16 protein-coding genes are annotated in these 22,371 nt (G+C 53.9%); 12 read left to right on the forward strand and 4 right to left on the reverse strand.

What is annotated here, in order from left to right; genetic code table 11:
* Positions 1–40: 40 nt before the first annotated feature.
* From PBOR_RS04515 to PBOR_RS04530, 4 genes are all read right to left on the reverse strand, one after another.
* Positions 41–1,852, reverse strand: a complete 1,812-nt coding sequence (locus PBOR_RS04515) for a sensor histidine kinase (protein WP_042210666.1) — start codon at positions 1,850–1,852, stop codon at positions 41–43.
* Positions 1,853–1,877: 25 nt separating this feature from the next.
* Entirely contained in the window at positions 1,878–2,711 is an 834-nt protein-coding gene (locus tag PBOR_RS04520; RefSeq protein ID WP_042133722.1) for a carbohydrate ABC transporter permease, read from the reverse strand.
* A 2-nt stretch (positions 2,712–2,713) separates the two neighbouring features.
* Entirely contained in the window at positions 2,714–3,607 is an 894-nt protein-coding gene (locus PBOR_RS04525; protein WP_042133723.1) for a carbohydrate ABC transporter permease, read from the reverse strand.
* Positions 3,608–3,773: 166 nt separating this feature from the next.
* Positions 3,774–5,126, reverse strand: a complete 1,353-nt coding sequence (locus PBOR_RS04530; protein ID WP_042210667.1) for an ABC transporter substrate-binding protein — start codon at positions 5,124–5,126, stop codon at positions 3,774–3,776.
* A gap of 291 nt (positions 5,127–5,417) precedes the next feature.
* Here PBOR_RS04530 and PBOR_RS04535 point away from each other — a divergent pair, with 291 nt between their 5' ends.
* The 12 genes from PBOR_RS04535 (at position 5,418) to PBOR_RS04610 (ending at position 22,267) form a co-directional block, all read left to right on the forward strand.
* Positions 5,418–7,955 carry a beta-mannosidase gene (locus PBOR_RS04535; protein WP_042210668.1) on the forward strand — a complete coding sequence of 846 codons (2,538 nt, stop codon included), beginning with the start codon at positions 5,418–5,420 and terminating at the stop codon, positions 7,953–7,955.
* Positions 7,956–8,650: 695 nt separating this feature from the next.
* Entirely contained in the window at positions 8,651–10,804 is a 2,154-nt protein-coding gene (locus PBOR_RS04540; RefSeq protein WP_042210669.1) for an alpha-galactosidase, read from the forward strand.
* Positions 10,805–11,822: 1,018 nt separating this feature from the next.
* The gene (locus PBOR_RS04545; protein ID WP_039310202.1) at positions 11,823–12,167 is read left to right on the forward strand and encodes a hypothetical protein; all 345 of its coding nucleotides are present in this window, start codon (positions 11,823–11,825) and stop codon (positions 12,165–12,167) included.
* Between the two features lie 315 nt (positions 12,168–12,482).
* Positions 12,483–13,583: an ABC transporter substrate-binding protein gene (locus PBOR_RS04550; protein WP_042210670.1), complete on the forward strand. Its 1,101-nt coding sequence runs from the start codon at positions 12,483–12,485 to the stop codon at positions 13,581–13,583.
* Between the two features lie 2 nt (positions 13,584–13,585).
* Positions 13,586–14,566, forward strand: coding sequence for a nucleoside hydrolase (locus PBOR_RS04555; protein ID WP_042210671.1), 981 nt, complete (start codon positions 13,586–13,588; stop codon positions 14,564–14,566).
* A complete protein-coding gene (locus PBOR_RS04560; RefSeq protein WP_039310210.1) occupies positions 14,559–15,377 on the forward strand; it encodes an ABC transporter permease in 819 nt (272 codons plus the stop codon). The genes PBOR_RS04555 and PBOR_RS04560 overlap by 8 nt, the downstream gene beginning before the upstream one ends.
* A gap of 4 nt (positions 15,378–15,381) precedes the next feature.
* A complete protein-coding gene (locus tag PBOR_RS04565; protein WP_042210672.1) occupies positions 15,382–16,170 on the forward strand; it encodes an ABC transporter permease in 789 nt (262 codons plus the stop codon).
* A gap of 30 nt (positions 16,171–16,200) precedes the next feature.
* Positions 16,201–17,271 carry an ABC transporter ATP-binding protein gene (locus PBOR_RS04570; protein ID WP_042210673.1) on the forward strand — a complete coding sequence of 357 codons (1,071 nt, stop codon included), beginning with the start codon at positions 16,201–16,203 and terminating at the stop codon, positions 17,269–17,271.
* A 22-nt stretch (positions 17,272–17,293) separates the two neighbouring features.
* Positions 17,294–19,015, forward strand: coding sequence for an adenine deaminase C-terminal domain-containing protein (locus PBOR_RS04575; RefSeq protein ID WP_042210674.1), 1,722 nt, complete (start codon positions 17,294–17,296; stop codon positions 19,013–19,015).
* A 262-nt stretch (positions 19,016–19,277) separates the two neighbouring features.
* Positions 19,278–19,718 carry a hypothetical protein gene (locus tag PBOR_RS04585; protein WP_042210676.1) on the forward strand — a complete coding sequence of 147 codons (441 nt, stop codon included), beginning with the start codon at positions 19,278–19,280 and terminating at the stop codon, positions 19,716–19,718.
* Between the two features lie 1,411 nt (positions 19,719–21,129).
* On the forward strand, positions 21,130–21,678 hold the full coding sequence (locus PBOR_RS04605) for a hypothetical protein (RefSeq protein WP_042210681.1): 549 nt from the start codon (positions 21,130–21,132) through the stop codon (positions 21,676–21,678).
* Positions 21,679–21,772: 94 nt separating this feature from the next.
* Positions 21,773–22,267 (forward strand): CYTH domain-containing protein, encoded by a 495-nt coding sequence (locus PBOR_RS04610; RefSeq protein WP_042210682.1) that lies wholly within the window; start codon positions 21,773–21,775, stop codon positions 22,265–22,267.
* Positions 22,268–22,371: the final 104 nt, after the last annotated feature.

Consider the following 22,371-nt stretch of genomic DNA (forward strand, 5'->3'; position numbering starts at 1 on the left):
CCCTTTCTGGAACATAATGTGCAGGTTGCCCTGTTTCCGGTTAATCTTCAATACGGTGGGAGAGATTCTCGATTCTTAGAATAACACGGGTGCCTTGGCCGGCTTCGCTCTCTACACGCAGTCCAAACGGGCTGCCGTAGTCCAGTCGGAGCCGTTCGTTCACATTCCGCAGGCCGATGCCGAATTTCTCGCCGTCAGCTCCGCCGGTCAGGGTGTTGTTCAGCGCCCGAAGCGTATCCTCATCCATACCGACACCATCATCCTCCACGCAAAATACAGCTTTGCCCCTCTCTGCCCAGCCGGTGATGCGGATGGAGCCCGGGCCTTCCTTGGGCTCCAGGCCGTGAAAGACGGCGTTCTCGACGATCGGCTGGAAGACCAGCTTAATGACCGGGAAGCTCAGCAGAGCATCCGGCACGTCAATCTTCAAGCTGAACTTGTCCGGGAAACGGATTTGCAGCATATCCAGATAATTGCGGGTGTGATCGAGTTCCTGCCCGATGGTGACCATCTCCTCGCTGCGGACAATCCCGTAACGCATCTGCATCCCCAGCAGGTACGTCAGCTTCGCCACCCGGGGATCATCACTGCCTTCAGCCAGCATGCGGATGGATTCAAGCGTGTTATAGATGAAATGCGGATTGATCTGGTTCTGCAAGGCCCGCATATCGGCTTTTTGCTTGCGTTTCTCCGTCAGCTTCACTTCCTGCAGCAGGTCCTTCACACGGATGATCATCCGGTTGAAGTGGCTGCCCAGCATTCCGATCTCATCATTGTACCGGGGATGCAGCCATACCTCCAGATTGCCATGCTGCACCTGCTTCATCAGGCGGACCATGGATTTCAGCGGCTTCGTCAGGGCATGGGAGATGAAGGTGGCTACGATCAGGGCGAAGGCGATAATCGCCAGAGTGGTCAGCACCTGCGCGTTACGGGTTTTCTCCACCGGTGACAGGATGCGCTCCAGCGGGATAGAAACCATTGTAGTCCAGCCGGTCTTGGCCGATACGGTATATACCGCGAGATATTCCTTGCCGTCCAGAGTGAGCTGGAAATGGCCATCGGGCCCGCTCACCTGTTGCAGGAACTTGTCTGTATGCTTCTCCAGCATGCCGGAGCCACCACCTGAATCATCCGGGCTGGCGTACATCATTTCGCCCTTGTCATCAACAATCAGAGTACTCCCCTGGGTGACTGCATTGACCGGATCAACGATGCCCTTGAACAGGCTGATATTGATATCGAATACAATGATGCCGATCTTCTGCAGCGAGCTGACCGAACTGACGGTACGCAGAATGCTGAATACCTCCCGGTGATCCCCCGCATTTACACGGATCATATGCCTGCCCTGCACTATGGGAGCAACGCCCGACTCGGTGAGACTCTGCCACTGCGCCAGACGCTCTTCCGGGAACAGCTCGCTGATGCCCGAGCTTTTGTCATAATAGACGGAGCCGTATTTATCCACCAGGTATACGGCAACAATCTCTTCTTTCGTATGGTTCAAATAGCTTAGGAACATCGACATGCCCGTATTTTTTTCCCAATCGGTCTGCTCCTGCTCCAGATAGAACTGGACATCGGTATTGTAGAGCGGGAGCGCAGTATACCTCTTCAGGTCAGCTACATAACGGTCAATGGTATCGGAGGCACTGTCTGCCATCTGTCCGGCGCTTGCTGTTGCGTTGACCAGGACGGAATTGAAGGTGGAACGGGAGGAGAGATAACTGACATAAGTGATCGGCATGGATATCAGAAAAATAAACACGACAATCAGCTTGCGCTCCATAGGCAGATTGGCCAGGAACAGCCAAAGGGTACGCGGAAATCGCCGGATATAGGATACCACTGTTGTTGTTCCTTTCCGTACACCCCTATTTCACCGCGCCGTTCGTTACGCCTTCAAAGATATAACGCTGCAGGAAGAAGTAGAGGATGACCGTCGGCAGCAGGATCAGCAGGATCGCCGCACAGATCAGGTTCCACTCGCCTGAATTAACCCCTTGAAAACGCATGAGGATGGTCGTTACAACACCCAGGCTCTGCTTGGGCATATAGAGGTAAGGGATGTACATGTCATTATAAATGCTGATCGTCTTCAGGATGACGAGGGTGGCCGTCGCCGGTGTAAGCAGCGGGAAGATGATCGAGCGGTAGATTTTGAACAGGGAAGCGCCTTCAACCATGGCATTCTCGTCGAGATCAAAAGGAATATTGCGGATGAACTGTAAATAGAGAATGATCTGGATCACATCGGCCCCGATATAGAGCACAATGGGAGCGCCGAGCGTGTTGTAGAGCCCCATATTTTTGATGATGCCGAAGGTTGCGACCTGGGTGGTGATGCTCGGAATGATGGTGGCCACGAGATAGGCACCGAACACAACCGGCTTCAGCTTAAAAGAGAAGCGGCCCAGTACATATGCCACCATTGTGCCAAACAGAATGTTCAGGGTCAATGTAATTATAATAATGACGAGTACATTGCCGAAGCCGCTGAGCAGCCCGCCGCGCTGGAAGACAGCGATGAAGTTGTCGAAGTTAAGGAAGCTGTGCGGCAGAGCCATAGAGCTGCTGCTGTTGAACTCATCCGTGGATTTGAACGCGTTGACGATAACGACATACGGCGGGAACAGCACTACGAATACGCCGATGAGCAGCGTGAAATATTTGAACAGGTCTTTGAAGCGCAATTTGGAATGTTCCATGGCTACTTATCTCCTCCCCGGCTAAGAACCAGCTGTTGAATCAGCAGTACGATGACCACAAAGAAGAGCAGGATAACGCTCATGGCCGAGGCCAGGCCGTAATTGTTGAAGGCAAACGCCGTGTCAACCACGCGCTGGACATAAGTCTGGCTGGCGCCTGCAGGACCGCCTTTGGTGAGTACGAACGGAAGGTCGAAGACTTCGAGTGCGCCGGTCACGGTCAGGAACAGATTGAGCTGAATGACGGCTTTCATATTCGGCAGCGTAATTCTCCAGAGGGTCTGCATCGAGTTCGCGCCGTCAATCTTGGCAGCTTCATAAATATCACGCGGAATGGCCTGCAGGGAAGCGATGTAAATGACCATATTGTAGCCCATGAACCGCCAGAAGCCGGTGGAAGCGAGCGCGTAGTTCACCAGTCCTTCAGTGCCGAGCCAGCTGGTCTGTCCAAGGCCGGTCAGGCCGATGCTGTTCAGGAACAGATTCAGTGAACCGTTGGTAGTGTCGAAGACATAACCGAACATGAAGGCGACGGCGACACCGTTCATAATGTAAGGCAGGAAGAGCATGATGCGAAAAGCATTCCGGCCCCGCAGCTTGCTGTTCAGCACAACGGCGAAGTAGATGGCTACTATATTCTGAACGAGACCCATGACGAAGTAGGCGAAGTTATGGGTGAATACTTTGAAAATATCGGGAGTGTTAAACACCTCGCGGTAATTATCGAGGCCGACCCAAGGCTTCTCGGGGCTGTAGCCATCCCAGTTGGTGAAGCTGTAATAGACCAGCTTCAGCGCCGGATAATAAGTGAATGTGGCGAGGAGGATCAGCGGGATCAGCAGAAAGGAGACTATGATAATAGTTTTCTGCTTGTTATAAGACAGTGTTCCGAACATCGCATACCCTTCTTTCCTGTGAGCTTAAGTGAGAATGACGACAAAAGGGATTATCCATGAAGGCGATAATCCCTTGTGCGCCTGAAGTTTAGTGCATCTGGCTGCTAGTGCAGCAGGGTAAATCATTTTTTACCTTGAAGCTAAAGCTCCACTTTGTGGGGCTGTTTTAGTAGCCGAGGTCCTTCTTGGCTTTGGCCCAGGCTTTGTTCCATTTGTCGAAGACGGTCTGCGGATCCTTGGCCAGGACGAACTCTTGAACCATAGCCGGCAGGTCGAGCTGTGCTTTGTTGGTGATTTCAGTAACCTGTGCGTTATCTACAGTACCTTCCTGCAGGACTACGCCAGTCGACTGGAATTCCTTAAGCTGAGTCAGCTTGGATTCTTTGCCTTTGAGCGGGGAGATGAAGCCGGCGAAGTCCTCATATCCGGATTCTTCGATCATCCATTTCACGAAGGCTTTGGCAGCATCGACATTCTTGCTGTTCTTAGCCACAGCATAGAAGAAGTCAGGGCTGAGCGGAGCAGTCAGTGTACCTGAGTTATCATAAGGAAGCGGGAAGAAGCCTACGTTGTCGGAAGTGGTGCCCGCACCAATCACCTGATTGATGACCCAGTTACCCAGGAAATACATGGCGAATTTACCCGATGCGATGTCTTTCTTGGATTGCTCCCAGTTGGTGGAGTTGATGTCTTTTTCCAGATAGCCTTTTTCATTCAGCTCTCTGAGCAGGCTGAGCGCTTTACCGTAACCATTGTCCATTGTGAACGGAGCTTCTTGAGTCAGCTTCTCATTAGGGAAGTCAGGGTTACCGGCAATCACGCGGGGAACGGCGTATACCCAGTCATTAAGCGGCCATTTGTCTTTGAAGTTGGAGGCGAGAGGAACGACACCTTTGGCTTTGAGCTTCTCGCAGGCAGCCAGGAATTCATCCCATGTCTTCGGAACCTCGGTGATTCCGGCATCGGCGAAGGCTTTCTTGTTATATACAATCCCCGAAGTGGAGTTACCGGTAGTGATTCCGTACAGCTGGCCGTCAAAGGATTTGAAATCTTTGAAGGTAAGCTGGTCATTCAGGCCGAGATCATCGAGTGAGGCGAAATATTTAGGCAGGTCAGAGTTGGGAATGTTAGGGACGAACATCACGTCAGGCAGCTCGCCGCTGGCCATTCTGACTTTCGCCTGCTGGTTGTAGTCGGTCTGGGAAGCTTCGAATTCTACCTTGATGTTCGGATATTTCTCATTAAAGCGCTTAACATATTCGTCATACTCTTTGCCGATCATGTCGGTTCTGTTGGTCAGGAAGATGATTTTGCCGCTGATGTCAGCACCGCCTGCTGCTGCAGGTTCAGTGGTTGGTGCAGCTGTTGCATCTCCGGCGGCAGTCTCAGGAGCGGTGGTTGCTGCGGGCTCATCAGTAGCCGTTGCTGCGTTGTTATTATTGTTAGAACCGCAGCCTGTCAGGGATAAAGAGAAGATCATGATAATAACAAAACATAACGAAAATAACTTATTTCTCATTGTGTAGTCCCCTTTTCGTTTATTGTTAGCGTTTACATGATTATTATAGCGCTAAAGTATCCAATGAGAAATGTATTCATTTATTATTTATTGTCTTTATTTGTTCTGTTTATAGGATTATAATTAAGTTATTGCTAACAATAAAATAACAAAATACAATGAGGGTAGCTAAAATGTAGGTTATTCAACTTAATGCGTACGCTATCAAATCTTAAGCGTATGCTTCCGATGCGAGTTTTGTACAAAGCAATCTCAGGGAAGTGTACGCTCACAAAACTTTTAGGAGGACTTATGAATCAACTGCAAATCAACCTGACGAACTGGGAATTTAGAGCCTGCGGAGATGAAGCGTGGCTTCCGGCCATCGTACCGGGAACGGTACACACGGATCTGCTCCGGAGTGGAGTTATAGATCAGCCCTTCTATGGAACCAATGAACATGACCTGCAATGGATCGACAAGAAGAACTGGGAATACAGAACCGTACTTACATTAGAAGAGAAGTGGCAGACGCTGGCGGTTACGGAGCTGGTATTCGCCGGACTGGATACGTATGCAGATGTATATGTCAACAATGTTCATGCCCTGTCCGCAGACAATATGTTCCGCTCCTGGACCGTGAATGTGAAGGGCCTTCTGCAGGCGGGAGAGAATGAGATCCGCATTATATTCCGCTCGGTGGTGACCGAGGATCTGCCGAAGCTGGCACAGCTGGGCTATGATCTGCCTGCACCGAATGACCAGTCCGAGCTTGGGGGGCTTCAGGAGCAGCGGATCAGTGTATTTGCCCGCAAAGCGCCGTACCACTATGGATGGGACTGGGGTCCGAGATTCCTGACCAGCGGCATCTGGCGTGAAGCCGTGCTGGAAGGCCGGGACATTGCGGTCATTAAGGATCTGTACATCCGCCAGAATGCGGTGAATGCACAGGAAGCGCGGCTGACGGCTGTAGTTGAAGTGGATGCTCCGGAAGCGTGGAGCGGTATGCTGCGTGTAACTGCAGAGGGGCAGGAATGGATGAAGGCAGCTTCGCTGGTACCGGGCAATCAGGTGGTAGAACTGGAGCTGGTCATCGATACGCCGCGCCTGTGGTGGTGTAACGGGCTGGGTCTACCTGAGCTGTACAATTTCCGTGCAGAGCTGCTGCAGGCAGAGGAAGCGGTAGCCGTGTCGGAGGTTAAGACAGGGCTGCGGGAAATTAAGCTGGTCCGTACACCGGATGAGCACGGGGCTTCGTTCCGTTTTGAGCTGAACGGGGTACCGGTCTTCGCTAAGGGATCTAATCATATCCCAAACGACAGCTTCATAACTGAGGTTACGGAAGAACGTTACCGCCATGAGATTGCTACAGCAGTGGAATCCAATATGAATATGCTGCGTGTGTGGGGCGGCGGATTCTATGAAGAGGAAGCTTTCTACCGGTTGTGTGATGAGTACGGTCTGCTGGTGTGGCAGGACTTCATGTTCGCGTGCAGCATGTACCCGGGAGATGTGCCGTTCTTGAACAATGTCCGCGAGGAAGCGGTATATAATGTCCGCAGACTGCGGAATCACCCGTCCATTGCTGTATGGTGCGGGAACAATGAGATTGATTCGGCCTGGTCGCAATTCGAGGAGAATATGGGCTGGGGCTGGAAGGAGAAGCTGAGTGCTGATATCCGCCAGACCTTATGGGCTGCGTATGAAGAAATCTTCCATAAGATTCTGCCTGAGGCCGTTGCTGCCAATCATCCGGGTGTAGATTACTGGCCGTCATCTCCGCTGCGTGAGCTTACCCGCGGTCAGGATCAGCATGCTACGCGGATTATGGGCGAAGGCGATATCCATTACTGGGGAGTATGGCACGGGATCGAGCCTTTTGAGAACTATAACCTTAAGGTTGGCCGCTTCATGAGCGAATACGGCTTCCAGTCCTTCCCGGAGCTGAAGTCGGTGCTCAGCTATGCGGAAGAAGAGGATATGGCGCTGGAATCCAAGGTGATGCTGGCCCATCAGAAGAACGGACGGGGTAACCAGCTGATCAAGGAATACATGGATATGTATCTGCCGCAGCCTAAGGATTTCAGAGGCTTCCTGTACATGAGCCAGGTGCTTCAGGCGGAAGCGATCCGCATCGCGATTGAGAGCCACCGCCGGAACAAGCCTTATTGCATGGGCACGCTGTACTGGCAGATGAATGACTGCTGGCCGGTAGCTTCCTGGGCGGGTATGGACTATTACGGGCGCTGGAAGGCGCTGCAATATACCGTGCGCAAATCCTTCAAGGATGTGCTGCTGTCCATTGACGGTACGGACGGGGAGACGCTCAAGGTTCACGCTGTCTCCGACCGGCGTCAGGCGCTGGACGGCGAGCTCGTAATCCGGCTTCATGACTTCAGCGGCGCGCTGCTGCGGGAATGGTCGCAGCCGGTAACGCTGGCGGCGGATTCGGCAGAGGTGGTATTCACGCTGCCGGTTGCTGAATTGCTGGAAGGCCGTGAGCCGGCACAAGTGCTGCTGGTGGCTTCCCTGGTGGAAGGCGGACAGGTGCTGGAGCGGAGGGAGCATTACTTCGCGGCAGCCAAGGACATTCCGCTCAGCAAGCCGGTGATTACGGTGACGGAAGTGCCGGGCAGCGCCGGGAAGAGCTTCACACTCAGCAGCGATGTGCTGGCGAGAGGCGTGCATCTGACCGTAGAAGAAGAGGGCATCTTCTCCGACAACTTCTTCGACCTGCTTCCGGGCGAGCCGAAGACGGTAGAGTTTGCGCTCAGCAGCAGCGGAGAAGCGGACTTCACGCCGGCCGCTCCGACGGGGCTTGTGGTCCGCTCGATGGCGGATTATATCTAGGATAACCTGTTGTCCGGGAAGCCCGGCTGGTTGGTGGCCGGGTGAGCCGGGGGCAGAACGATACAGTTAGACAGGCTAGGTAAGATAGAGCTGTGTAGATAGGATAGGACGGCTAGAACGAGATGACATAGGGCGGGAAAGCCAGAACGGAATGACACAGGGCGGGACTGCCAGAACGGAATGACACAGGGCGGGACTGCCAGAACGGAATGACACAGGGCGAGACGGCCGAACGAGATGACACAGGGCGGGACGGCCAGAACGAGATGACGCAGAACAGGGCGGCAGAACGAAACAACCCTGAGCAGGGTTACTCAGTAAAATAGACTAAGCGTTTGCTTATGTTGCTGCCACAGCGGTCTTGCGGACTGAAATGACTTTATTTCCGGAAATATGCCATTATTTTGATTCTTGCGGACACAGGGGACCTTATTTTCTGCAGTAAGGGGCATTTGGACGATAAATAGGACCAATAAGGGCTTCTGAGTCCGCGTGGCGGGAAAAAACGGCGTTTTCAGCGAAATAACGGATTTCCAGTCCGCATGGACCTGCTCCGCAGCTGGAGATTGAGCTTGTACGGCATAGACCTTGCGCTGGACAGCGAACGAAGATTTGAGGTAGTCACTGGGATGGGCCGGGTTACGCAGGCTTCAGGTTGTGTTTTATTAATTATCAGGAGAGAAGGAATCAGGACCATGGCGATATGGGTTCAGGAAGACAAGGGGATATTCCACCTGCAGAGCACAGGGATGAGTTATGTGATCGGGCTGGTGAATGGTTATCCGGCGCATCTCTATTGGGGAGGGCGGCTGCGTGAGGGCAGCAATCTGGACGGTTTGCTCCTGCCGGTGGCCCACGGCTCGCTGGACCGGCTGCCGCAGGAATATCCGCAATATGGGACGGGGGATTTCCGCGTTCCCGCCTATCAGGCCAAACTGGAGGACGGAACACGGGTCACCGAGCTGCGCTACAGCGGGTACCGCGTGACCGAAGGCAAACCGGAGCTTGCCGGATTGCCTTCCGTGTATGTGGAATCACCGGAGGAAGCAGATACGCTGGAGCTGATTCTTAAGGATGATTACGCCAAGCTGACCGTGACCCTGCGTTATACGGTATATAAGAAACGGAATGTAATAGCACGTTCCGTAGAGTTCACCAATGACGGTCCGGCAGCGCTGCAGCTGCAGCGCGCCCTTAGTGCCACCGTGGATTTCCCGGCGGCAGACATGGATATGATCTACCTGTCCGGGGCCTGGTCACGGGAGGCCCAGATTACCCGCAGACGTCTGGAGCAGGGCAACTCTGCGATCCAGAGCCGGCGCGGAATGAGCAGCCATCAGCATAATCCGTTTGCAGCGCTGGCTAAGTCCGGTGCCGATGAGAATCAAGGTGAGGTGTTCGGTTTCTCCCTGGTATACAGCGGCAACTTTGAGGCCGAGGCTGAGGTCGATCCCTTCAAGACCACCCGGTTTACCATCGGCCTGAATTCCTTCGATTTCTCCTGGCAGCTGGAGCCGGGCGGACACTTCCAGACCCCGGAAGCTGTTATGGTCTATTCGGGACAGGGGATCGGCGAGATGTCGCGAACGTATCACCATCTGTACCGGACCCGTCTCTGCAGAGGGCAGTACAGGGACAAAGAGCGTCCTATTCTGGTGAACAACTGGGAAGCGACGTATTTCGATTTCAACACCGACAAGCTGGAGGCGATTGCCGCCGAAGGGGCGAAGCTCGGCATTGAGCTGTTCGTGCTGGACGACGGCTGGTTCGGCAAACGGGATGCGGATAATTCCTCGCTCGGCGACTGGGTCGAGGATCTGCGCAAGCTGCCCGGCGGGTTATCTGATCTGGCACAGCGGGTGAACGGCCATGGCCTTAAGTTCGGCCTGTGGGTTGAGCCGGAGATGATCTCGCCGGACAGCGATCTGTACCGCAGCCATCCGGACTGGTGCCTGCATGTTCCGGGCCGCCACCGCACGGAAATCCGCTGGCAACTGGTGCTGGACTATACCAGGGAAGAGGTGCGGGAGTATATTTTCGAATCGCTTAGCCGCGTCTTCTCTTCAGTTCCGGTAACCTACATCAAATGGGATATGAACCGCTGTCTGACCGAGATCGGCTCGGCGCAGCTTCCGGCAGAACGCCAGGAAGAAACGGCCCACCGTTATGTGCTCGGACTGTACGACCTGTTAGAGCGGCTGACTACGGCATTCCCGCATATTCTGTTCGAGAGCTGCTGCAGCGGCGGCGGACGTTTCGATCCCGGCATGCTCTACTATATGCCGCAGACCTGGACCAGCGATGATACTGATGCAGTAGAACGCCTGAAGATCCAGTACGGTACAAGCCTCGTCTATCCGGTCAGTGCGATGGGAGCGCATGTCTCAGCGGTGCCGAATCATCAGGTGGGCCGGTTCACACCGCTGTGCTTCCGGGGAGACGTAGCTATGTCCGGCAACTTCGGTTATGAGCTCGATCTGACGAAGTTCACTCCGGAGGAGAAGGAGCTGGCGAAGGCGCAAGTAGCGAATTATAAGGAAATCCGCAGCCTGGTGCAGCAGGGTAATCTGTACCGGCTGGAGAGTCCATTCGAGGGCAACGATACGGCTTGGATGTTCGTCTCGGATGATCAGCGCGAGGCGCTGGTCTATTATTTCCGGGTACTGGCGGTGCCGCACCCGCCGCGCCGGATGCTGCTGCTCAGCGGTCTGAACCCGGACTTCGATTACCGCATTGAAGACAGCGGAGAAGTCTACGGCGGCGACTGCCTGATGCAGGCGGGTCTGCTGCTGCCGGAGCTCCAGCGGGACTTCGTGAGCGGCTGCTACCGCTTGAAGGCTGAACAATAAACAACAGGCAGATCATAAAGGAAGGGGGAAGCCGGGGAAACCTTGGCTTCCCTTGTTGCTGTATAGAAAACTGCAGCATGTGAATAATTAGGGATGCGGCAAAGGGGGAGCAGCAGTAGCAGACGTAGCCAGATGTAGCAAATATAGCAGCAGTAGCAGAAGCAGCAGAAGCAGATGAAGCAGATGAGGTAGCATTAGCAGACGTAGCCAGATGTAGCAAATATAGCAGCAGTAGCAGAAGCAGCAGAAATAGCAGTAGCAGACGTAACAGATGAAGCAGATGAAGTAGCATTAACAGACGCAGCCAAATGTAGTAGACGTAGCAGAAGTAGCAGATGAAGCAGACGTAGCAGCTATACTCCCTTTGCCGTTATTTGTCGGTTTTTGTTAGCTTCGGTTCGGATATAGAATTAAGCAGGTTAACTGTAAATAGGCTGAACTTCATTTCCCGAGAGCCGCGGCTGAGTCGAACGATATTCACCTGATAGATTGTACTTGAGTATGCCCGATTCAGAAGGAGTCTGCGCTTGCCAGTATATAGAGAGTAAACCATGTGCAGCGTATAGCGGTTAATTGTATTTAATGCAACTAAAGAGCGGCAAACAAACCGGATTCCCGGGTTAACTGTATTCTGTACAATTAAAAATAGAGATAGCTCCTCCTTTACGGAATATAGGGGTTTTTAACTGTATAAACTGCAATTAAAACGCCCGTAGCGCTATAAATGATCGTTTTAGTTGTACGAAATACAGTTAGAACAGAGCTGGAGTAGAGCTGGAACGCTGGTCTAGCAGCAAACTGCTGCAATTCCGTTCAAGTAAAGCATTCGGTGTGTGAATCCGGTGTGAATCAGGCAGATTTCAGTTCATTCCACATAGCTATTAACTTGGTATCGTTCGGGTTTGGCGTTACTTTCATGTTATATTTAGCTTTTTTCTTGCCGGAAAACCTAGAATTATGTATAATAGCAATTATTATCGATGTGAATGTACGATATTCTGTTTTCGAAGGTGGTTTCATGGCAGAACTGGAAAACAGCGAGCAGAAGAAAAAGATGTGCCAGATCTACAATGAGATCTCCAAGGAATTGTTTGGTTTCGGGACGACCCTGCTCCGCGTTACTGTCGATCAGCGGGTCATTACCTTTCACGCCAAGCACCGCAGATCTCCACGGTCGACCGCCCTGGAAGGGGAAGCGCCGGAGCTTAAGCAGGAAGTGGACTTCCGGATGTCGCTGCTGTTTAAGAAGAGATTCAAAGAACGCCTTGAAGCAGAGATGGGCTTAACGATTGAGGTTCTGCTGAGAGATTATGATGCACCAACCGGATGGGCCTTTACCAATATGATATTGGCCGGGGAATGAAGCATTTCAGTCAATGAATTTTGAATATCTCGGATTTTTGCTTTTGATCTATCTTAAGCGAAGACCGTCCTTCTATAACGGGGTAGCTCTTTCCTTTGTTTACACAAAGAAAAGTGTTCTTGTTCCTACAAGAATGCTTTTCTTTTTTTTGTGAAAAAATAAGGCAAACGAAGATTTTATTACCAACAGGGGGTGCTGCTGATCCGTTGTCTGCTGCCGTTTGTTTAATGGAAGACTGACAGAACATGCCGTGTTTATAGGATGACCGCTGGAATTGTACCGCATATTTAATTACATTTGGGAGGTTATTTACTAATGAATAAACTAATGACTACAGGCTTTGCTCTTGCTTTGACTTCTCTGCTTGCCGCTTGCGGCAACTCCGGTACTAACAATGCTGCTGCGACAAACGGCGCCGGCACGAATAGCGCATCCGCGACGGAAACGGCATCCTCGGGTGCACCAACGGAGCTGGTAGTTTCAACCTGGGGGTTCTCGGAGGATTTCTTCAAGGAAGCCGTCTACGCCCCGTTTGAGAAAGAGCATAATGTCAAAATCGTCGTCGAGATCGGCAACAACGCTGAGCGCCTGAACAAAATCCGCCAGGGCAGCTCTGATGTGGATGTAGTCTACCTGTCTGACTATTATGCGCAGCAGGCTATCAATGAAGGTCTGTTCGAAACGATCGACCACAGCAAAATTCCGAACATCGATAAAATCTATGATATTGCCAAAGCGCCGCTCGGCGAAGAATATGGTCCGGCGTACACCGTTGGCCGTCTGGGAATTGCCTATAACCCGGCACTTGTTGATGGAGAAGTGGGTTCATGGGCAGATATGTGGAGTAAGTTCGACAAGAATCTGGCGCTGCCGGCGATTACTGCCACAGCGGGTCCAATGATTGTGGATGCGGCATCGCTCGTGTCGGGTGGTACAGAGTTCAATGAAGACGGAGCCTTCACCAAGCTGAAGGAGCTGGACAGCAATGTGGTTAAATACTACTCCCAGACTTCGGAGTATGTGAATATGTTCGGCCAGGAGGAAATTGCCGGCGGTCCGATTATGGAAATGTACTTCAAGGATCTCCAGGCTGCCGTGCCGGATGCCAAGTTCGTAGCACCGTCTGAAGGTGCGTATGCCGTAATGAATACGGTCAACGTGGTCAAAGGCAGTGACAACAAAGAGCTTGCCGAAGAATTCATCAACTGGCAGCTGAGCCAGGAAGTGCAGGAGAAATCGGCTAAAGCCAAAGTCGATTCCCCGGTAAACACAGAAGTTGTGCTGACGGACGAAGAAGCAGTAGGCGTAACGTACGGTGCAGAGGTAATCAGCAAGCTGCGCAAGCTGGACATGTCCTTCGTGAACGAGCACATCTCCGTGTGGACTGACCGCTTCAACCGTGAGATTGGCGGCTAAGGATGACAGGGCGTAAAAAAGTCATTCTCGATGTAGATACAGGGGTGGATGACGCGCTGGCAATTATGCTGGCCGTCACGAGCGGACAGCTTGACATTCTGGGGATCACCACAGTCAGCGGCAACGTCTCGCTGGATCAGGCGACCCTGAATACCTGCAAAATTCTGGAGCTGCTCGGCGTGTCCGGCCAGATCCCGGTCTTCCGCGGTGCGGACAAGCCGCTTGTCCGCGATACCGTGTTCGAGCACCGTGTACACGGCTCGGACGGCATCGGCGGTGCACTGGCCGATATGGCGGTAACGAAACGGGCGGAAGCAGAGCGGGCGGAGGACTTCATCATCCGCCAGGTGCTGGCACATTCCGGTGAGGTCACGCTGATTATGACCGCGCCGCTGACCAATCTGGCGCGCGCGCTGCACAAATGTCCGGAGCTTACGCAGCATGCCGCCGAAGTGATTGTGATGGGCGGTGTTGTACAGGGCTTCGGCAATATTACACCGACGGCGGAATACAACATGTATGTAGATCCGGAGGCGGCTAAGCTGGTACTGGCTGCGGGCTTCCCGCAGCTGACGCTGGTCGGGCTGGATGTTACCCGCCGGGCGCTGCTCAGCGCGGAGGATATCGCGAAGCTGCGCATTCCGGCGGTTCGCGAGTATGTAGAGAGAAGTACGGCGGACTACCGTACGCGCTATTTTGAACGCAACGGGGTGCAGGCTTGTGCGCTGCATGATCCACTGGCAGTGGGTGTGGCGCTGAACAGGGAGTTTGTTAACGTGCAGAAGTATTATGTGGACGTGGAAACCCGCAGCGAGCTATGCGACGGGCAGACGGTCTGCGATTTCCAGAACAGGCTGGACAAGCCGGCCAATGCCGGTGTCTGTCTGGAGGTGGACGCGCCGGCTTTTCTGGAGTGCTTCATTAATAGCCTGAATAGCTTGAATCAAGAACCGAAGAAGGACGGGAGTCATGAGAATGAATAAAAGAGTGCTGCTTCTCCTGCTGCCGGGCCTCTTATTCCTGGCGGCCTTCATGCTGGTCCCGATCACGCTGACCATTGCCTCCACCTTTGTGCAGGACGGAAAGCTGACGCTGGAAGGGTATTTGTATTTTTTCCGCGACGGGTACTTTAACCGCATCCTGCTGACTACGCTCCGGGTAAGTGTGGTGACTACGCTGGTCTGTATGGTGCTCGGGTATCCGGCGGCTTATTATATCTCGCGGGCCAGCGCTCGTAAGAAGAGCCTTCTGCTTGCGCTGTCGATTTTTCCGCTGCTGACCAGTCCCGTTGTGCGTTCGTTCAGCTGGATGATTATTCTCGGCAAAAAAGGGCTGATCAACTCGTTCCTGGTGAACACCGGATTGATCGCGAAGCCGCTCGACATTCTGTATACGCCGACCGCGATGATGATCGGGCTGGTGCATCTGTTCCTGCCGCTGATCATTATAACGCTGCTGGGCGTGATGGAGAATCTGGACCATGAGCTGGTCCGGGCGGCGCGCAGTCTGGGCGCTTCCCCGTTTGCGGCGTTCCGCAAAATCACCTTCCCGCTGACCGTGCCGGGCCTGATTATTGGCGGAATTCTGGTCTTCGTCGGCAGTCTCACGGCGTATACCACGCCGGCGCTGCTCGGCGGTAAGGAACGGGTGGTCTCCACCTTCCTGTACCAGAATGCGATGACGCTGAACGACTGGCAGGCCGCTTCGGTCATTGCGGTAATTATGATTGTTATTACATTTGTAGTGGTTGGGCTGATGAATGCCTGGGCCAACCGCTTAAATCCGAAGGGGTGAGAATATGAAGGAAGGCAACCGCATGCTGTCCCTGTACACGCTGCTGGTCTTTATTTTTCTGCTGGGTCCGCTCGTGATCATCTCCATTACTTCCTTTGAGCCGGGCACGGTCCTGAAATTCCCCCCGGAGGGCTTTTCGCTGAAGTGGTACAAGAACATATTTGAGGTCAGCGCCTTCATGGAGACCTTCAGGACTTCCATTGTCATCTCGCTGCTCGGCAATCTGCTGGCGCTCCTGCTGGGTGTGCCTGCGGCTTACGCGCTGAGCCGTTACCGGTTCCGCGGGCGGGACACGCTGAATGCGGTATTCCTGTCGCCGGTGCTGATTCCCGGGATTGTGCTGGGCTTCACGCTGCTGCGTTATCTGATTGTGGTGTACAATCTGCCGATTGTGGCCGGACTGCTGATCGGTCATACCGTGATTATGCTGCCTTTTATTATCCGGGTCATTGCTTCGAGTCTGGAGAATTTCGATTTCGCGGTGGAAGAGGCGGCGCAGAGCCTGGGGGCTACGAGAATATATACCTTCTTCAAAGTAGTGCTGCCCAATATCCGGTCAGGAATTCTGGCGGCCATTCTGATCGCCTTCCTGGAGTCCTTCAACAACGTGGATATTTCTGTGTTCATGACGGGGCCGGGGATCAGTACCCTGCCGATTCAAATGCTGACCTATGTGCAAAATTACTTCGATCCCACGATTGCCGCGATTTCGGTCATTCTGATGGTGCTCACGGCAGCGCTGATGTTCATCATTGAGCGGCTGATGGGCTTCGCATATTTCACCAAACGATAACCTATTCAATGATAATGGGGGCCTAGAGCAATGTCACTACTCAGTCTTGAACATGTATCGGTTGCTTATGACAACCGTTTGATCTTAGAGGATTTCAACCTGTCGCTGCAAAAGGGCCAGCTGCTCTCTCTGCTCGGACCCAGCGGCTGCGGCAAAACAACCACACTGCGGCTGATCGCCGGCTTCCTGAATGCCGAGGCAGGGAATTTCATGTTCTCCGGCAAGGATTATACCAAGGTTCCTGTGGAGAAAAGGAATTTCGGCTTCGTGTTCCAGAGCTATGCGCTGTTCCCGCATCTGTCGGTGTTTGACAATGTGGCGTTCGGCCTGCGGCTGCGCAAGCTGAAGGAAGCGGAGGTTAAGAAGCGGGTGAACCGGATGCTGGAGACGGTCAGTCTCGGCGGTTTTGAGAAAAGACTGCCGGGCGCCCTGTCCGGCGGACAGCGCCAGCGGGTAGCGATTGCCCGGGCGCTCGTCATCGAGCCGGATCTGCTGCTGTTCGATGAGCCGCTGAGCAATCTCGATGCCAATCTGCGGGTCAACATGCGGGTGGAGATCCGCCGCATCCAGCAGGAGCTGGGCATCACCACCGTCTACGTCTCCCATGACCAGGAGGAATGCTTCTCCATCTCCGATCAGGTAGCCGTTATGAATAACGGGAAGATCGAGCAGCTGGACCATCCGGCGAATATCTTCAAATATCCGGCCAGTGAATTCGTGGCCCGGTTTATCGGGTTCGGGAACTTTATTGCTTTTGACGGACGGAATGATGAAGGTGCGGATATCGAGCTGAGCCGTGGTGAGCTGAAGTTCCAGGCGGCTAAGCGGCCGGGCGGCGAGGGTAACACCGGACTGCTCGGAGCGATTCGTCCCGACGATCTGCAGCTGCTGGGCGCTGGAGCGGATACAGGTACTGGCATGGAGGGGAATGCTTTGACCGGCAAGGTGCAGGTCAGCACGTACCTCGGCCGCAGCTACCAGTATCAGGTAGAGACGGAGCTTGGAGTATTCACGGTTAATCAGGAGATGGAGCAGCCATTCATTCAGGGACAGCAGGTCACGGTTTATTTTCCAAAAGAGAAGCTGGTGCTGGTGCAGTAGCGGGTCATAAGGAGCATACACGATGAATACAGATCAACTTATACTGAACGCTAAGGTCTACAACAGTTACTATAAAAGGTTCGAGACGGCGAATGTGGCCGTGAAGGAAGGGCGTTTTCTCTACGTGGGTCCTCTTGGCGCAGAGACGTTTGTGGCTGCTGAGATCATTGATGCTAAGGGGCAGTATCTGGTGCCCGGGCTTATTGATATCCATCTGCATATCGAGAGCACGATGATCACACCGGAGACGTTCTCCTACGGCATTCTGCAGCACGGGGTGACCACGATTGTTCCCGAGCCGCATGAGATGGCCAATGTGTTCGGGGTAGAGGGCGTCCATGAGATGATCCGGGCCAGCCGGGACTGCCAGGTGGATATGTTCTATGCGATTCCAAGCTCGGTGCCGGCGACTCCGCTTGAGACTACGGGCGGTTCCATTGAGATCTCTGATATCGACGAGCTGATGGAGACGCAGCGGATGATCTGCCTGGGCGAAGTCATGAACTTTGTGGATGTAATCCGTGATCCCGGGGGGAAAAGCAACCGTATTCTCCAGCATGTCCGCAGCCGCTATCCGGGTCTGGTCATTGAAGGGCATACGCCGAAGCTGCTGGATCTTGATCTGCATCAGCTGATCTATGCGGGGATTGATTCCGATCATACCCACCAGAGTATCGAGGGGCTGACCGCACGTATCGCCGCCGGAATGTTCATCGAGATCCAGGAGAAATCGATGACACCTGAAGTCGTGGATTATCTGATCGGTCATCCGGTCAGTGAGCATTTCTGCTTCGTGACGGATGATGTCATGACCGATTCGCTGGTGCAGACCGGCCACCTGGACCATCTGGTCCGTAAAGCCATCGCCATGGGCATGACGCCGGAGGACGCCGTCTATGCGGCTACATTCACTCCGGCCCGGCGGATGAAGCTGGATGACCGCGGCGTGGTGGCGCCGAACAAAACCGCCGATTATCTGCTGCTGTCTGATCTCGACAGCTTCGCGATTGAGGCGGTGTACAAGCGGGGCTTGCAGGTCTATGACCGCAAGCAGCCGCAGTCGCAGGTAGTGAGGGAGCCGCAGTTCCCGGCTCACTTCTATAAGAGTGTGCAGCTGGAGCCGCTGGCGGAGGTTGACTTCTCGGTGCCCTCGGAGCTGCCGGACGGCAGCTACGGCGCCCGCGTGATGATGGTCAACAACGTGTCCACGTTTACCGAGGAGAAGCATGTGGAGGCCAGAGTGAAGGACGGCCTGCTCCAGTGGCAGGAGACCGGCTGCGGTCTCATCGCGACCTTCGAGCGGTACGGCAAGAACGGCAACCGTGCCTATGGCCTGATCGGCGGAGACACGATCAAGCGCGGCGCGGTCGCGACTACGTATTCGCACGACAACCATAATCTGCTGGTTGTCGGACATAATGCGGCGGACATGGTACTGGCCGCCAATACGGTGATCGCCGAGCAGGGCGGCTTCTGCGTCGTGTGTGACGGCGAGGTGCTCGCGCTGCTGGCGCTGCCGGTCGGCGGCATCCTGACCGAAGCGCCGCTGGTCGAGACTGCGGAGCTGGTGCTGGCGCTGCGCACGGCGATGGAATCGCTGGGCTATAATCACTACAACCCGATTATGTCCATCAGCACCCACTCGCTGCCGGTCAGCCCGGCGCTGAAGATCACCGACCACGGCCTGATTGATGTCGGAGCAGGCAAGGTCGTGCCGCTGCTGTTCCCGCTTGGGAAAGCGTAAAGGGAGCCGTGCCGGGATTGCAGCGGGACTAGGCGGAAGAGCTGGCAGAGAGCAAGCACAGAGCTTGCATAGAAGCTGGCGGAAAGGGCTGGAAGGAAAGCTGGAAGAAAAGCTAGCTGAAAGGCTTGTAGAGAAGCTGGAAGTAGAGTTAGCAGAAGCACTGGCGGAAGAGTTGGCAGGGAAGGGTGTCCCGGTGGGATGCCCTTCTTTGTTATTCAGCAGTACCTCTGAATTCACCGCCTGAAGTGGGCTGGATGGAGAAATGAAATCCGCCGAAAGCAGGCAGCAGGCAGGAACGAAGAGCAAAAGTGCCCCTGAACCCGCCGAAAGCGGGCAGCAGGAGGAAATGAGGGGCAAAAGTGCCCCTGAATCCGCCGAAAGCGGGAGGCAGGCGGGGCTGAGGAGCAAAAGTGCCCCTGAATCCGCCGAAAGTGGGCGGCAGGAGGAAATGAGGAGCAAAAGTGCCCCTGAATCCGCCGAAAGTGGGCGGCAGGAGGAAATGAGGGGCAAAAGTGCCCCTGAATCCGCCGAAAGCGGGCGGCAGGCGGAAATGAGGGGCAAAAGTGCCCCTGAATCCGTCGAAAGCGGGCAGCAAGCAGGGATGAGGTGCAGAAATGCCCCTGAATCCGCCGAAAATGTGCAGCAGTCAGGGATGAGGAGCAAAAGTGCCCCTGAATCCGCCGAAAGTGGGCTGCAGGCGTGAATGAGGTGCAGAAGTGCCCCTGGATCCGCCGGAAGTAGGCAGCAGTCAGGGCTGAGGAGCAAAAGTGCCCCTGAATCCGCCGAAAGTGGGCAGCAGGCGGGGCTGAGGGGCAAAAGTGCACCTGAATCCGCCGAAAGTGGGCGGCAGGAGGAAATGAGGAGCAAAAGTGCCCCTGAATCCGCCGAAAGTGGGCTGCAGGCGTGAATGAGGGGCAGAAGTGCCCCTGAATCTGCCGAAAATGGTCGGGAGGAGGAAATGAGGTGCAGAAGTGCCCCTGAATCCGCCAAAAGTAGGCTGGATAGCGAAATGAAAGGGATAAATCCCTCTGAATCCGCCGGAAGTAGGCTCGATAGCGAAATGAAAGGGATAAATCCCTCTGAATCCGCCGAAAGTAGGCTGGATGGCGAAATGAAAGGGATAAATCCCTCTGAATCCGCCGGAAGTAGGCTGGATGGCGAAATGAAAGGGATAAATCCCTCTGAATCCGCCGGAAGTAGGCTGGATGGCGAGATGAAATCAGTCGAAAGTGGGCAACCCACGGGATAGAGGTGTAAAGTACCTTGGTTTCACCAGGCGTAGGCCATATAGGGATTGCCAGTGGAGTGAAGCGGACTGAGATTCCGTTATCTTGTGACTTCGGGCTTAAAATGAGGGATTACGGAACACATAGCGGAATCTCAGTCCGATTGGCCAGCGATTTCGGCTGATCTGACCAAATAACGGAATCTCAGTCCTCTTACTAGTCGAGCAGTGGCAAAGCCTTAGCAAGCCAAGCCCCTGCCAACTCCGCTAAGCATCGCCAACTCCGCTAAGCATCGCCAACTCCGCTAAGCATCACCAACTCCGCTAAGCATCGCCAACTCCGCTAAGCATCGCCAACTCCGCTAAGCATCGCCAACTCCGCTAAGCATCGCCAACTCCGCTAAGCACCGCCAACTCCGCTAAGCATCGCCAACTCCGCTAAGCATCGCCAACTCCGCTAAGCATCGCCAACTCCGCTAAGCATCGCCAACTCCGCTAAGCATCGCCAACTCCGCTAAGCCCCTGCCAACTCCGCCAAGCCCCTGCCAACTCCGCCAAGCCCCTGCCAACTCCGCCAAGCCCCTGCCAACTCCGCCAAGCCCCTGCCAACTCCGCTAAGCCCCTGCCAACTCCGCCAAGCCCCTGCCAAGTCTCAGCTCTAGCCAACTCCCGCCGAATTCCGGCTCTCGCAATCCGCAGCCCCCGCCAAGCCCTCACCCATACATATGCGCTCGCCAAGCTCCAACCTTATTGTTCGGCGAACAGTGTTGTCCCTAAACATACATAGCAGGAGCGAGTTTAAGCGTCCATTCGTAGCAAACGAGGTTTTTACTGTAACCTATATTGTATATAATGGAAGCAATGTTTGATTTCGGAGGAGGTGCTTTGGGTGACGGAGATGGAGCAGTTGAACGGTCCGGAGAATATAGAGCAGCCTGGGGAGCGGGGAGCACATGGAATGCGGGGAAAGCCGGGAAAGCGGAAGAAGCTTACGCTGGGTCGGATATTCCTGATTATTTTTCTGCTGGGAATTGCGGTTTATCACGTAGGCACGATCGTACAGATGTTCACCTCCTTTGAGGCACGGGTGACCGGTCGCATCAATGTGAATGAGATTACCTCTATTGAAGTCGTCACATCTCTGCCGGACACGGCAGCGGACGAACGGAAGGTCACGGTGACCGATCCGGCAGAAATCGCGGGGATCATGAATGCTTTTGCTGGAGTTAAGTTAAGAAGCTCTTATGCCTCCCATAATTTCACCAGAAGCTACTGGATTAATATAAAAGTGAACAAAGCCTACCGGTTCTCGATTAGAGTGGATGACGCCAAGTATATCTCGATCAGTGATTCCTCCCGGCGAGACAAGTATAGCAGCGGATCTTTTAAAATCATCAATGATTATGACATCCGGTCGATCGACCGCCTGTTTCCTTAAGAATCCGGCACTTCCGGTTGACTTGCGTAGGACCCGCCCCTATGATGATAAATAATATATAACATTAGGCTCGTACACAGAGGAGAGAACCAGCATGGCTATGGAGATTGAACGCAAATTCCTGTTGCCGGAATACCCGGAGCGGCTTATTGAAGAAGGACAGCTGAAGGTGCTCACCCGGCACAGCATTGACCAGACGTACTTGGCGATTGAGGACGGACAGGAGCTGCGGGTGCGCAAAATTACCGATCTGGACACGGGCGAAGTTACTTACACACATACGTTCAAGGATGGCAAAGGCATCAGCCGCCAGGAGATCGAATATTCCATCTCGGCAGGTTTGTATAATCAGATGATTGAGGCTGTGAAGGCGGTACCTCTGGTCAAAACCCGCATCACAGGTGTATGGAACGGCACAACGGTGGAGATTGATCTCTACACTCAACTGGAGCTTACGGTGCTGGAGGTTGAATTTGATTCCCTGGAGGAAGCGGAGAGCTTCATCGCCCCGGAATGGTTCGGCCAGGATGTCAGCACAGAGAAGAAGTACAGCAACAAAACCGTCTGGAAGCAGCTTCAGAACAAATAGCGCCCTTAAGTATAGTGCCGTAAATAGTGTGCAAGCGAGACTGCGCTTCAATTATAAAATGGTGCAGAATTAACGGACTTTAACGCTTAAACGTGTTACTATGT

Source organism: Paenibacillus borealis (assembly GCF_000758665.1).
Taxonomy (GTDB): Bacteria; Bacillota; Bacilli; order Paenibacillales; family Paenibacillaceae; genus Paenibacillus_AQ; species Paenibacillus_AQ borealis.